Origin of the sequence: Vibrio mytili, assembly GCF_049563345.1 — a bacterium.
Lineage (GTDB): Bacteria > Pseudomonadota > Gammaproteobacteria > Enterobacterales > Vibrionaceae > Vibrio > Vibrio mytili.
The window spans coordinates 2572502-2586162 of sequence record NZ_CP110481.1; the positions used below are offsets into that span (position 1 = coordinate 2572502).

1 protein-coding gene, 7 tRNA genes and 6 rRNA genes are annotated in these 13661 nt (G+C 48.3%); 1 reads left to right on the forward strand and 13 read right to left on the reverse strand.

Annotated features, from left to right (window positions below; genetic code table 11):
- Positions 1–139 precede the first annotated feature (139 nt).
- Positions 140–1471, forward strand: coding sequence for a cation:proton antiporter (locus tag ONE56_RS11825; protein WP_331439152.1), 1332 nt, complete (start codon positions 140–142; stop codon positions 1469–1471).
- Positions 1472–2246: 775 nt separating this feature from the next.
- Here the strand turns inward: ONE56_RS11825 and ONE56_RS11830 are convergent.
- The 13 genes from ONE56_RS11830 to ONE56_RS11890 all read right to left on the reverse strand — a co-directional run bounded on the left by ONE56_RS11830 (position 2247) and on the right by ONE56_RS11890 (position 13548).
- Positions 2247–2323: transfer RNA gene (locus ONE56_RS11830), tRNA-Asp, on the reverse strand.
- 93 nt (positions 2324–2416) lie between these two features.
- Positions 2417–2532: ribosomal RNA gene (gene rrf, locus ONE56_RS11835) — 5S ribosomal RNA — on the reverse strand.
- Between the two features lie 121 nt (positions 2533–2653).
- Positions 2654–5543: ribosomal RNA gene (locus tag ONE56_RS11840) — 23S ribosomal RNA — on the reverse strand.
- 360 nt (positions 5544–5903) lie between these two features.
- Positions 5904–5979: transfer RNA gene (locus ONE56_RS11845), tRNA-Val, on the reverse strand.
- 14 nt (positions 5980–5993) lie between these two features.
- A tRNA-Ala gene (locus ONE56_RS11850) sits at positions 5994–6069 on the reverse strand.
- A 32-nt stretch (positions 6070–6101) separates the two neighbouring features.
- Positions 6102–6177: transfer RNA gene (locus ONE56_RS11855), tRNA-Lys, on the reverse strand.
- Between the two features lie 2 nt (positions 6178–6179).
- Positions 6180–6255 (reverse strand) — tRNA-Glu (locus ONE56_RS11860).
- A 127-nt stretch (positions 6256–6382) separates the two neighbouring features.
- Positions 6383–7935: ribosomal RNA gene (locus ONE56_RS11865) — 16S ribosomal RNA — on the reverse strand.
- 386 nt (positions 7936–8321) lie between these two features.
- A 5S ribosomal RNA gene (gene rrf / locus ONE56_RS11870) occupies positions 8322–8437 on the reverse strand.
- A 121-nt stretch (positions 8438–8558) separates the two neighbouring features.
- A 23S ribosomal RNA gene (locus tag ONE56_RS11875) occupies positions 8559–11448 on the reverse strand.
- A gap of 288 nt (positions 11449–11736) precedes the next feature.
- A tRNA-Ala gene (locus ONE56_RS11880) sits at positions 11737–11812 on the reverse strand.
- A gap of 39 nt (positions 11813–11851) precedes the next feature.
- A tRNA-Ile gene (locus ONE56_RS11885) sits at positions 11852–11928 on the reverse strand.
- Positions 11929–11995: 67 nt separating this feature from the next.
- Positions 11996–13548 (reverse strand): 16S ribosomal RNA (locus ONE56_RS11890).
- The 16S, 23S and 5S rRNA genes sit together here with 7 tRNA genes alongside, the layout of an rRNA operon.
- Positions 13549–13661 lie beyond the last annotated feature (113 nt).

Genomic DNA, 13661 nt, shown 5'->3' on the forward strand with positions numbered 1-13661 from the left:
AGTCTAGACGTCTAAATATCGAATTATCGATTATTTTATCCCCAGCCTTACTAATGAAAATAATCAACAAAAAATGTTTGCTATTTAATCAACATCAACCGAAAATTCCATTCACAAATTATTACAAATAGAGAGCTCTATGTCGGTATACCATACTTTATGTTTTCTCTCCGCAGCAGCGATGCTGATTGCTTTTGTAAATAGCAAGATAGGAAAGATGCAAACGACCATCGCCATTACTGCTGGCTCAATGGTACTTTCGCTCCTGATTCTGATAGCAGGTCAAAACAACTGGTTTCACCTCACCGAAATTGCAACGGAGACGGTAACTAGAATCAACTTTGAAGATTTTCTACTTAAAGGGATACTCGGCTTTTTACTTTTTGCTGGTGGCTTGGGCATTAAACTCCCTCACCTAAAAGATCAAAAGTGGGAAATCACAACATTAGCGTTAGGTGCGACCCTATTCTCGACCTTCTTTATAGGTTTTGCATTATATGGACTCTGTCAGCTAATAGGCATACAGTTTGATTTAGTTTACTGCTTACTCTTTGGTGCCTTAATCTCTCCCACAGACCCGATCGCCGTTCTTGCAATTGTCAAAAAACTAGATGCACCAGAGCGCATTTCTACTCAAATCGAGGGTGAGTCATTATTTAATGATGGTTTTGGTCTGGTTATTTTTGTCACTCTTTTTACTATTGCTTTTGGTACCGAAACACCGACAGTGGGAAGTGTCACACTTCTGTTTATCCAAGAAGCGATGGGCGGAATTATCTATGGCCTCTTACTCGGCTTACTTTTCCATTATTTGATCAGCGCGACAAATGATCACTCAATGGAGTTGTTATTAACTATCGGTGTTCCTACAGCCGGATATGCGTTTGCAGAATACATTCATGTCTCAGGCCCATTAGCGATGGTGGTCTCAGGGATTATGATTGGTAACTGGACTCGTTTTATCGGGTTTTCGAAAGAAAGCGAAGATCACCTTGATCACTTCTGGGAACTCGTCGATGAATTCTTAAACGGCGTCCTGTTCTTGCTCATCGGTATGTCAATGCTGCTATTTGAATTCCATGAGGAAGACTGGATCATGATGGCCATTGCGGTACCTCTTGTACTAGCAGCTCGCTATCTAAGTGTATTCTTCTCCTATATTGGTTTTAAACGCTACCGTAGATACAACTCATGGTCAGTAAAAATACTAACTTGGGGTGGATTACGTGGTGGTCTTGCGCTAGCGATGGCACTTTCAATTCCATCAGGGATATGGGTTATCCAAGATAAATTGATTGACGTAAAAGAAATTATTCTAGTGATGACATACGCTGTCGTGGTCTTTTCTATCCTGATTCAAGGCTCTACCATCACTCCAATGATTGAAAAAGCCAAAACCGAGGAAAAGAAATTAAAGCAAGAGCGAGAAGTTTCATTGAATGACGCTCAAAAAGAGCAAGTCGAATCGTAATAAATTAACGACTCTTTTATATTGAAAGCAGCCTGATGGCTGCTTTTTTTATGCGAATGACCCAAATGAAGTTGTAGACACAGGGTACAGTACTGATGACTATGCAAGCTCAAACCCAAAGGAAGAACTCAGCGAAGTAGCGAGCCTTTTCAAAGTTAACTGACGCTAAAATAGGGATAAGGAATACATACTGAAAAAGGTGGGATGGCCTAGCTCACTTTCCTAGTGGGCATTAAGGTTACAAGCCAGTTCTGCTAAATCAAGTACCTTGATAAAAATTGGATATTGAGTGAACTATCCTTCTATAACATCAAATAGAATAAGATAACACTAGCACAGCGAGCGATATGGGCCACAGATATGGGCCACAATAGTGCAACTCGGATATCAGTAGCTTTAACCATAAAGAATGAACAAGCGCTTAAATGTTTATACCAATCACAGTAAATAAGTGATCAGAAATAGCGTAGGAAAAATGCTTGAGAACAAGGCGTAATTTTTCGATAAGTAGTTATTCTACAATCAACCTACTTTATAAACGAAAAGGCAACGAAGTTATCGAGTATTTTAGCAAGCTAGAATGACCAGTTATTTACTACGATTGGTATTAGATTATCCTTTTAACGCAAAAAAGCCCCAGTCTTTCGACAGAGGCTTCATATAAGTGGCGGAGTGGCTGGGGTTGCACACAACCGAGACTCATTCGCCCGAAAGGCGAAACATGCTCATATAAACGCAAAAAAGCCTCAGTCTTTCGACTGAGGCTTCGTATAAGTGGCGGAGTGGACGGGACTCGAACCCGCGACCCCCGGCGTGACAGGCCGGTATTCTAACCAACTGAACTACCACTCCGCAGTGGTATTTTTACTAAATAAAGTCTTATGGTTAGCTCGCTTTATTTAGTTTTGCCTTTAGATTTTTCAAAATCTAAAAACAAGGAAGTAAGCCTGGCGATGTCCTACTCTCACATGGGGAAACCCCACACTACCATCGGCGCTATTTTGTTTCACTTCTGAGTTCGGAATGGAGTCAGGTGGGTCCAAAACGCTATGGTCGCCAAGCAAATTCGGTTTAAACTCGCTGCTTAAGCAAGTTTAATAATCTGGAAAGCTGTTTTATATTTCTCATTATCACACATTCAATGTTCTTTCATTGAGTCCATCAAAACCCCTTGGGTGTTGTATGGTTAAGCCTCACGGGCAATTAGTATCAGTTAGCTCAACGCCTCACAACGCTTACACACCTGACCTATCAACGTCGTAGTCTACGACAACCCTTTAGGATACTTAAAGTATCAGGGAGAACTCATCTCAAGGCTCGCTTCCCGCTTAGATGCTTTCAGCGGTTATCAATTCCGAACTTAGCTACCGGGCAATGCGTCTGGCGACACAACCCGAACACCAGAGGTTCGTCCACTCCGGTCCTCTCGTACTAGGAGCAGCCCCTTTCAATTCTCCAACGCCCACGGCAGATAGGGACCGAACTGTCTCACGACGTTCTAAACCCAGCTCGCGTACCACTTTAAATGGCGAACAGCCATACCCTTGGGACCGACTTCAGCCCCAGGATGTGATGAGCCGACATCGAGGTGCCAAACACCGCCGTCGATATGAACTCTTGGGCGGTATCAGCCTGTTATCCCCGGAGTACCTTTTATCCGTTGAGCGATGGCCCTTCCATTCAGAACCACCGGATCACTATGACCTGCTTTCGCACCTGCTCGAATTGTCATTCTCGCAGTCAAGCGGGCTTATGCCATTGCACTAACCTCACGATGTCCAACCGTGATTAGCCCACCTTCGTGCTCCTCCGTTACTCTTTGGGAGGAGACCGCCCCAGTCAAACTACCCACCAGGCACTGTCCTCATCCCCGATAAGGGGACCAAGTTAGAACATCAACACTACAAGGGTGGTATTTCAAGGTCGGCTCCACCAACACTGGCGTGCTGGTTTCAAAGCCTCCCACCTATCCTACACATGTAGGGTCAATGTTCACTGCCAAGCTGTAGTAAAGGTTCACGGGGTCTTTCCGTCTAGCCGCGGGTACACTGCATCTTCACAGCGATTTCAATTTCACTGAGTCTCGGGTGGAGACAGCGTGGCCATCATTACGCCATTCGTGCAGGTCGGAACTTACCCGACAAGGAATTTCGCTACCTTAGGACCGTTATAGTTACGGCCGCCGTTTACCGGGGCTTCGATCAAGAGCTTCGACCAAAGTCTAACCCCATCAATTAACCTTCCGGCACCGGGCAGGCGTCACACCGTATACGTCATCTTACGATTTTGCACAGTGCTGTGTTTTTAATAAACAGTTGCAGCCACCTGGTATCTGCGACTCCTAGTAGCTCCATCCGCAAGGGACTTCACCGCCAGGAGCGTACCTTCTCCCGAAGTTACGGTACCATTTTGCCTAGTTCCTTCACCCGAGTTCTCTCAAGCGCCTTGGTATTCTCTACCCGACCACCTGTGTCGGTTTGGGGTACGATTCCAACTTATCTGAAGCTTAGAGGCTTTTCCTGGAAGCATGGCATCAATGACTTCACATCCGTAGATGCTCGACGTCGTGTCTCAGCCTTAAAAAGAGCCGGATTTACCTAACTCTTAAGCCTACGCACTTGAACCTGGACAACCGTCGCCAGGCCCACCTAGCCTTCTCCGTCCCCCCATCGCAATAAGTTGAAGTACGGGAATATTAACCCGTTTCCCATCGACTACGCCTTTCGGCCTCGCCTTAGGGGTCGACTTACCCTGCCCCGATTAACGTTGGACAGGAACCCTTGGTCTTCCGGCGAGGGGGTTTTTCACCCCCTTTATCGTTACTCATGTCAGCATTCGCACTTCTGATACGTCCAGCATGCGTTACCACACACCTTCAACCGCTTACAGAACGCTCCCCTACCCAATATACAAAAGTATATTGCCGCAGCTTCGGTTTACTACTTAGCCCCGTTACATCTTCCGCGCAGGCCGACTCGACCAGTGAGCTATTACGCTTTCTTTAAATGATGGCTGCTTCTAAGCCAACATCCTGGCTGTCTGAGCCTTCCCACATCGTTTCCCACTTAGTAGTAATTTGGGACCTTAGCTGGCGGTCTGGGTTGTTTCCCTCTCCACGACGGACGTTAGCACCCGCCGTGTGTCTCCCGGATAGTACTTACTGGTATTCGGAGTTTGCAAAGGGTTGGTAAGTCGGGATGACCCCCTAGCCTTAACAGTGCTCTACCCCCAGTAGTATTCGTCCGAGGCGCTACCTAAATAGCTTTCGGGGAGAACCAGCTATCTCCAGGTTTGATTGGCCTTTCACCCCTAGCCACAAGTCATCCGCTAATTTTTCAACATTAGTCGGTTCGGTCCTCCAGTTGATGTTACTCAACCTTCAACCTGCCCATGGCTAGATCACCTGGTTTCGGGTCTATATCCAGAGACTGAACGCCCAGTTAAGACTCGGTTTCCCTACGGCTCCCCTAGATGGTTAACCTTGCCACTGAATATAAGTCGCTGACCCATTATACAAAAGGTACGCAGTCACACCACGAAGGTGCTCCTACTGCTTGTACGTACACGGTTTCAGGTTCTATTTCACTCCCCTCACAGGGGTTCTTTTCGCCTTTCCCTCACGGTACTGGTTCACTATCGGTCAGTCAGTAGTATTTAGCCTTGGAGGATGGTCCCCCCATATTCAGACAGGATATCACGTGTCCCGCCCTACTCGATTTCACTGAATGTGCGTTGTCAACTACGGGGCTATCACCCTGTATCGCCGGACTTTCCAGACCGTTCGTCTAACGCATATAAAGCTTAAGGGCTAGTCCAATTTCGCTCGCCGCTACTTTCGGAATCTCGGTTGATTTCTTTTCCTCGGGGTACTTAGATGTTTCAGTTCCCCCGGTTCGCCTCGTTATGCTATGTATTCACATAACGATACTTACTTATGTAAGTGGGTTTCCCCATTCGGAAATCCCAGACTCAAGTGGCTTTTACTGCCTAATCTGGGCTTATCGCAAGTTAATACGTCCTTCATCGCCTCTGACTGCCAAGGCATCCACCGTGTACGCTTAGTCACTTAACCATACAACCCGAAGAAGTTTCGAATTGACGTTAAACAACCAAAGTTGTCTCTCATTATTTGAATGAGCGAGAGACATTTCGATTTTGCCGGACTCAAATATGAACAACATCTAAAGATGTTATTCCCAAGAACACTTGAATGTGTTTTTAGTTGTATTCCCTTAGGAATACTTTGAGAACTTTACAAACAACAATAAATTGTTGTTTTGTCAGCTTTCCAAATTGTTAAAGAGCTATGTTTCTTCACAAGGAAGTACATTTTCTAAAGACTTTCAGCCGCGCCGCGCAGGCGTCAAAAATGCCAACCAGTATCAATAAATTGTTCTGGTTTGGACGTTTTATTCCAAAAATACTTAGAGAATGGTGGGCGATACCGGGCTCGAACCAGTGACCCCCTGCTTGTAAGGCAGGTGCTCTCCCAACTGAGCTAATCGCCCATTATTTCAAAATATGGTGGAGCTATGCGGGATCGAACCGCAGACCTCCTGCGTGCAAGGCAGGCGCTCTCCCAGCTGAGCTATAGCCCCATACTTTGAGTTTTAATTCCTAATGGTAGGAATGGTGGGTCGTGCAGGATTCGAACCTGCGACCAATTGATTAAAAGTCAACTGCTCTACCAACTGAGCTAACGACCCAATGGTATCCCGTAGGGGAGTCGAACCCCTGTTACCGCCGTGAAAGGGCGGTGTCCTAGGCCTCTAGACGAACGGGACACTAAGTCGAACATCTTGGGGGATGTCCTATCTCTTGAACTTTATAAACCGTATCAATCTGTGTGGACACTCATCGTGACTCATTTGTCTTCACTTTAAAAAGTGAAAGCAAACTATCCATCGTATATAAGGAGGTGATCCAGCGCCAGGTTCCCCTAGCGCTACCTTGTTACGACTTCACCCCAGTCATGAACCACAAAGTGGTAAGCGTCCCCCCGAAGGTTAAACTACCTACTTCTTTTGCAGCCCACTCCCATGGTGTGACGGGCGGTGTGTACAAGGCCCGGGAACGTATTCACCGTGGCATTCTGATCCACGATTACTAGCGATTCCGACTTCATGGAGTCGAGTTGCAGACTCCAATCCGGACTACGACGCACTTTTTGGGATTCGCTCACTCTCGCAAGTTGGCCGCCCTCTGTATGCGCCATTGTAGCACGTGTGTAGCCCTACTCGTAAGGGCCATGATGACTTGACGTCGTCCCCACCTTCCTCCGGTTTATCACCGGCAGTCTCCCTGGAGTTCCCGACATTACTCGCTGGCAAACAAGGATAAGGGTTGCGCTCGTTGCGGGACTTAACCCAACATTTCACAACACGAGCTGACGACAGCCATGCAGCACCTGTCTCAGAGTTCCCGAAGGCACCAATCCATCTCTGGAAAGTTCTCTGGATGTCAAGAGTAGGTAAGGTTCTTCGCGTTGCATCGAATTAAACCACATGCTCCACCGCTTGTGCGGGCCCCCGTCAATTCATTTGAGTTTTAATCTTGCGACCGTACTCCCCAGGCGGTCTACTTAACGCGTTAGCTCCGAAAGCCACGGCTCAAGGCCACAACCTCCAAGTAGACATCGTTTACGGCGTGGACTACCAGGGTATCTAATCCTGTTTGCTCCCCACGCTTTCGCATCTGAGTGTCAGTATCTGTCCAGGGGGCCGCCTTCGCCACCGGTATTCCTTCAGATCTCTACGCATTTCACCGCTACACCTGAAATTCTACCCCCCTCTACAGTACTCTAGTCTGCCAGTTTCAAATGCTATTCCGAGGTTGAGCCCCGGGCTTTCACATCTGACTTAACAAACCACCTGCATGCGCTTTACGCCCAGTAATTCCGATTAACGCTCGCACCCTCCGTATTACCGCGGCTGCTGGCACGGAGTTAGCCGGTGCTTCTTCTGCAGCTAACGTCAAAGATGTGCGCTATTAACACACACCCCTTCCTCACTGCTGAAAGTACTTTACAACCCGAAGGCCTTCTTCATACACGCGGCATGGCTGCATCAGGCTTGCGCCCATTGTGCAATATTCCCCACTGCTGCCTCCCGTAGGAGTCTGGACCGTGTCTCAGTTCCAGTGTGGCTGATCATCCTCTCAGACCAGCTAGGGATCGTCGCCTTGGTGAGCCCTTACCTCACCAACTAGCTAATCCCACCTAGGCATATCCTGACGCGAGAGGCCCGAAGGTCCCCCTCTTTGGCCCGAAGGCATCATGCGGTATTAGCCATCGTTTCCAATGGTTATCCCCCACATCAGGGCAATTTCCTAGGCATTACTCACCCGTCCGCCGCTCGACGCCGTTCACGTCCCCCGAAGGTTCAGTTAACTCGTTTCCGCTCGACTTGCATGTGTTAGGCCTGCCGCCAGCGTTCAATCTGAGCCATGATCAAACTCTTCAATTTAAAGTTTTGTTCGGCTCAATGAATACTGACTTCAAAACTACTAATGTAATTTTAAAGCTATTATCGTTCCAACAGAACGATAATGAATTGACTGTGCTGAATCCGAAGATTCAATGGTCACTTCGTATCATTGAAACCTAATTTGAAACCGAAGTTTCTAATTGGATTATCATCAACGAGTGCCCACACAGATTGATAGGTCTATATTGTTAAAGAGCTTGGCTTTCAGTGCCTTAGCACTTAAGCGAGGTGCGTATAATACGCTGTACACTTTGAAAGTCAACATAAAATTCTAACTTTATTTAGAACCTTATGGTGACTTGCTTACATTGTAAGCAAGTGCGCTATTTTGTCTTCACTTTTTAAAAAAGTGAAAATAAATAAGAGCCTGGCGATGTCCTACTCTCACATGGGGAAACCCCACACTACCATCGGCGCTATTTTGTTTCACTTCTGAGTTCGGAATGGAATCAGGTGGGTCCAAAACGCTATGGTCGCCAAGCAAATTCGGTTTAAACTCACTGCTTAAGCAAGTTTAATAATCTGGAAAGCTGTTTTGTATTTCTCGTTATCACACATTCAATGTTCTTTCATTGAGTCCATCAAAACCCCTTGGGTGTTGTATGGTTAAGCCTCACGGGCAATTAGTATCAGTTAGCTCAACGCCTCACAACGCTTACACACCTGACCTATCAACGTCGTAGTCTACGACAACCCTTTAGGATACTTAAAGTATCAGGGAGAACTCATCTCAAGGCTCGCTTCCCGCTTAGATGCTTTCAGCGGTTATCAATTCCGAACTTAGCTACCGGGCAATGCGTCTGGCGACACAACCCGAACACCAGAGGTTCGTCCACTCCGGTCCTCTCGTACTAGGAGCAGCCCCTTTCAATTCTCCAACGCCCACGGCAGATAGGGACCGAACTGTCTCACGACGTTCTAAACCCAGCTCGCGTACCACTTTAAATGGCGAACAGCCATACCCTTGGGACCGACTTCAGCCCCAGGATGTGATGAGCCGACATCGAGGTGCCAAACACCGCCGTCGATATGAACTCTTGGGCGGTATCAGCCTGTTATCCCCGGAGTACCTTTTATCCGTTGAGCGATGGCCCTTCCATTCAGAACCACCGGATCACTATGACCTGCTTTCGCACCTGCTCGAATTGTCATTCTCGCAGTCAAGCGGGCTTATGCCATTGCACTAACCTCACGATGTCCAACCGTGATTAGCCCACCTTCGTGCTCCTCCGTTACTCTTTGGGAGGAGACCGCCCCAGTCAAACTACCCACCAGGCACTGTCCTCATCCCCGATAAGGGGACCAAGTTAGAACATCAACACTACAAGGGTGGTATTTCAAGGTCGGCTCCACCAACACTGGCGTGCTGGTTTCAAAGCCTCCCACCTATCCTACACATGTAGGGTCAATGTTCAGTGCCAAGCTGTAGTAAAGGTTCACGGGGTCTTTCCGTCTAGCCGCGGGTACACTGCATCTTCACAGCGATTTCAATTTCACTGAGTCTCGGGTGGAGACAGCGTGGCCATCATTACGCCATTCGTGCAGGTCGGAACTTACCCGACAAGGAATTTCGCTACCTTAGGACCGTTATAGTTACGGCCGCCGTTTACCGGGGCTTCGATCAAGAGCTTCGACCGAAGTCTAACCCCATCAATTAACCTTCCGGCACCGGGCAGGCGTCACACCGTATACGTCATCTTACGATTTTGCACAGTGCTGTGTTTTTAATAAACAGTTGCAGCCACCTGGTATCTGCGACTCCTAGTAGCTCCATCCGCAAGGGACTTCACCGCCAGGAGCGTACCTTCTCCCGAAGTTACGGTACCATTTTGCCTAGTTCCTTCACCCGAGTTCTCTCAAGCGCCTTGGTATTCTCTACCCGACCACCTGTGTCGGTTTGGGGTACGATTCCAACTTATCTGAAGCTTAGAGGCTTTTCCTGGAAGCATGGCATCAATGACTTCACATCCGTAGATGCTCGACGTCGTGTCTCAGCCTTAAAAAGAGCCGGATTTACCTAACTCTTAAGCCTACGCACTTGAACCTGGACAACCGTCGCCAGGCCCACCTAGCCTTCTCCGTCCCCCCATCGCAATAAGTTGAAGTACGGGAATATTAACCCGTTTCCCATCGACTACGCCTTTCGGCCTCGCCTTAGGGGTCGACTTACCCTGCCCCGATTAACGTTGGACAGGAACCCTTGGTCTTCCGGCGAGGGGGTTTTTCACCCCCTTTATCGTTACTCATGTCAGCATTCGCACTTCTGATACGTCCAGCATGCGTTACCACACACCTTCAACCGCTTACAGAACGCTCCCCTACCCAATATACAAAAGTATATTGCCGCAGCTTCGGTTTACTACTTAGCCCCGTTACATCTTCCGCGCAGGCCGACTCGACCAGTGAGCTATTACGCTTTCTTTAAATGATGGCTGCTTCTAAGCCAACATCCTGGCTGTCTGAGCCTTCCCACATCGTTTCCCACTTAGTAGTAATTTGGGACCTTAGCTGGCGGTCTGGGTTGTTTCCCTCTCCACGACGGACGTTAGCACCCGCCGTGTGTCTCCCGGATAGTACTTACTGGTATTCGGAGTTTGCAAAGGGTTGGTAAGTCGGGATGACCCCCTAGCCTTAACAGTGCTCTACCCCCAGTAGTATTCGTCCGAGGCGCTACCTAAATAGCTTTCGGGGAGAACCAGCTATCTCCAGGTTTGATTGGCCTTTCACCCCTAGCCACAAGTCATCCGCTAATTTTTCAACATTAGTCGGTTCGGTCCTCCAGTTGATGTTACTCAACCTTCAACCTGCCCATGGCTAGATCACCTGGTTTCGGGTCTATATCCAGAGACTGAACGCCCAGTTAAGACTCGGTTTCCCTACGGCTCCCCTAGATGGTTAACCTTGCCACTGAATATAAGTCGCTGACCCATTATACAAAAGGTACGCAGTCACACCATGAAGGTGCTCCTACTGCTTGTACGTACACGGTTTCAGGTTCTATTTCACTCCCCTCACAGGGGTTCTTTTCGCCTTTCCCTCACGGTACTGGTTCACTATCGGTCAGTCAGTAGTATTTAGCCTTGGAGGATGGTCCCCCCATATTCAGACAGGATATCACGTGTCCCGCCCTACTCGATTTCACTGAATGTGCGTTGTCAACTACGGGGCTATCACCCTGTATCGCCGGACTTTCCAGACCGTTCGTCTAACGCATATAAAGCTTAAGGGCTAGTCCAATTTCGCTCGCCGCTACTTTCGGAATCTCGGTTGATTTCTTTTCCTCGGGGTACTTAGATGTTTCAGTTCCCCCGGTTCGCCTCGCTGCGCTATGTATTCACGCAGCGATACTAGCTTATGCTAGTGGGTTTCCCCATTCGGAAATCCCAGACTCAAGTGGCTTTTACTGCCTAATCTGGGCTTATCGCAAGTTAATACGTCCTTCATCGCCTCTGACTGCCAAGGCATCCACCGTGTACGCTTAGTCACTTAACCATACAACCCGAAGAAGTTTCGAATTGACGTTAAACAACCAAAGTTGTCTCTCATTATTTGAATGAGCGAGAGACATTTCGATTTTGCCGGACTCAAATATGAACAACATCTAAAGATGTTATTCCCAAGAACACTTGAATGTGTTTTTAGTTGTATTCCCTTAGGAATACTTTGAGAACTTTACAAACAACAATAAATTGTTGTTTTGTCAGCTTTCCAAATTGTTAAAGAGCGAGATTTTCTGATGAAAACCATTTTTAAAAGCACTATCACTAATGCGCTTAAAGATGGTGGAGCTATGCGGGATCGAACCGCAGACCTCCTGCGTGCAAGGCAGGCGCTCTCCCAGCTGAGCTATAGCCCCATCAGGTGTCGATACTGTCGCCAACCCTTTAAAAGGAATTGGTGGGTCTGAGTGGACTCGAACCACCGACCTCTCGCTTATCAGGCGAACGCTCTAACCACCTGAGCTACAGACCCAGTATCGTCTCTTAAACTTTATAAACCATATCAATCTGTGTGGACACTCATCACGATAATCATCGTATAAGGAGGTGATCCAGCGCCAGGTTCCCCTAGCGCTACCTTGTTACGACTTCACCCCAGTCATGAACCACAAAGTGGTAAGCGTCCCCCCGAAGGTTAAACTACCTACTTCTTTTGCAGCCCACTCCCATGGTGTGACGGGCGGTGTGTACAAGGCCCGGGAACGTATTCACCGTGGCATTCTGATCCACGATTACTAGCGATTCCGACTTCATGGAGTCGAGTTGCAGACTCCAATCCGGACTACGACGCACTTTTTGGGATTCGCTCACTCTCGCAAGTTGGCCGCCCTCTGTATGCGCCATTGTAGCACGTGTGTAGCCCTACTCGTAAGGGCCATGATGACTTGACGTCGTCCCCACCTTCCTCCGGTTTATCACCGGCAGTCTCCCTGGAGTTCCCGACATTACTCGCTGGCAAACAAGGATAAGGGTTGCGCTCGTTGCGGGACTTAACCCAACATTTCACAACACGAGCTGACGACAGCCATGCAGCACCTGTCTCAGAGTTCCCGAAGGCACCAATCCATCTCTGGAAAGTTCTCTGGATGTCAAGAGTAGGTAAGGTTCTTCGCGTTGCATCGAATTAAACCACATGCTCCACCGCTTGTGCGGGCCCCCGTCAATTCATTTGAGTTTTAATCTTGCGACCGTACTCCCCAGGCGGTCTACTTAACGCGTTAGCTCCGAAAGCCACGGCTCAAGGCCACAACCTCCAAGTAGACATCGTTTACGGCGTGGACTACCAGGGTATCTAATCCTGTTTGCTCCCCACGCTTTCGCATCTGAGTGTCAGTATCTGTCCAGGGGGCCGCCTTCGCCACCGGTATTCCTTCAGATCTCTACGCATTTCACCGCTACACCTGAAATTCTACCCCCCTCTACAGTACTCTAGTCTGCCAGTTTCAAATGCTATTCCGAGGTTGAGCCCCGGGCTTTCACATCTGACTTAACAAACCACCTGCATGCGCTTTACGCCCAGTAATTCCGATTAACGCTCGCACCCTCCGTATTACCGCGGCTGCTGGCACGGAGTTAGCCGGTGCTTCTTCTGCAGCTAACGTCAAAGATGTGCGCTATTAACACACACCCCTTCCTCACTGCTGAAAGTACTTTACAACCCGAAGGCCTTCTTCATACACGCGGCATGGCTGCATCAGGCTTGCGCCCATTGTGCAATATTCCCCACTGCTGCCTCCCGTAGGAGTCTGGACCGTGTCTCAGTTCCAGTGTGGCTGATCATCCTCTCAGACCAGCTAGGGATCGTCGCCTTGGTGAGCCCTTACCTCACCAACTAGCTAATCCCACCTAGGCATATCCTGACGCGAGAGGCCCGAAGGTCCCCCTCTTTGGCCCGAAGGCATCATGCGGTATTAGCCATCGTTTCCAATGGTTATCCCCCACATCAGGGCAATTTCCTAGGCATTACTCACCCGTCCGCCGCTCGACGCCGTTCACGTCCCCCGAAGGTTCAGTTAACTCGTTTCCGCTCGACTTGCATGTGTTAGGCCTGCCGCCAGCGTTCAATCTGAGCCATGATCAAACTCTTCAATTTAAAGTTTTGTTCGGCTCAATGAATACTGACTTCAAAACTACTAATGTAATTTTAAAGCTATTATCGTTCCAACAGAACGATAATGAATTGACTGTGCTGAATCCGAAGATTCA

Bases quoted from the DNA above. Each gene is read 5' to 3' on its own strand.
- ONE56_RS11825 (WP_331439152.1), top strand. From the start codon at position 140: ATGTCGGTATACCATACTTTATGTTTTCTCTCCGCAGCAGCGATGCTG.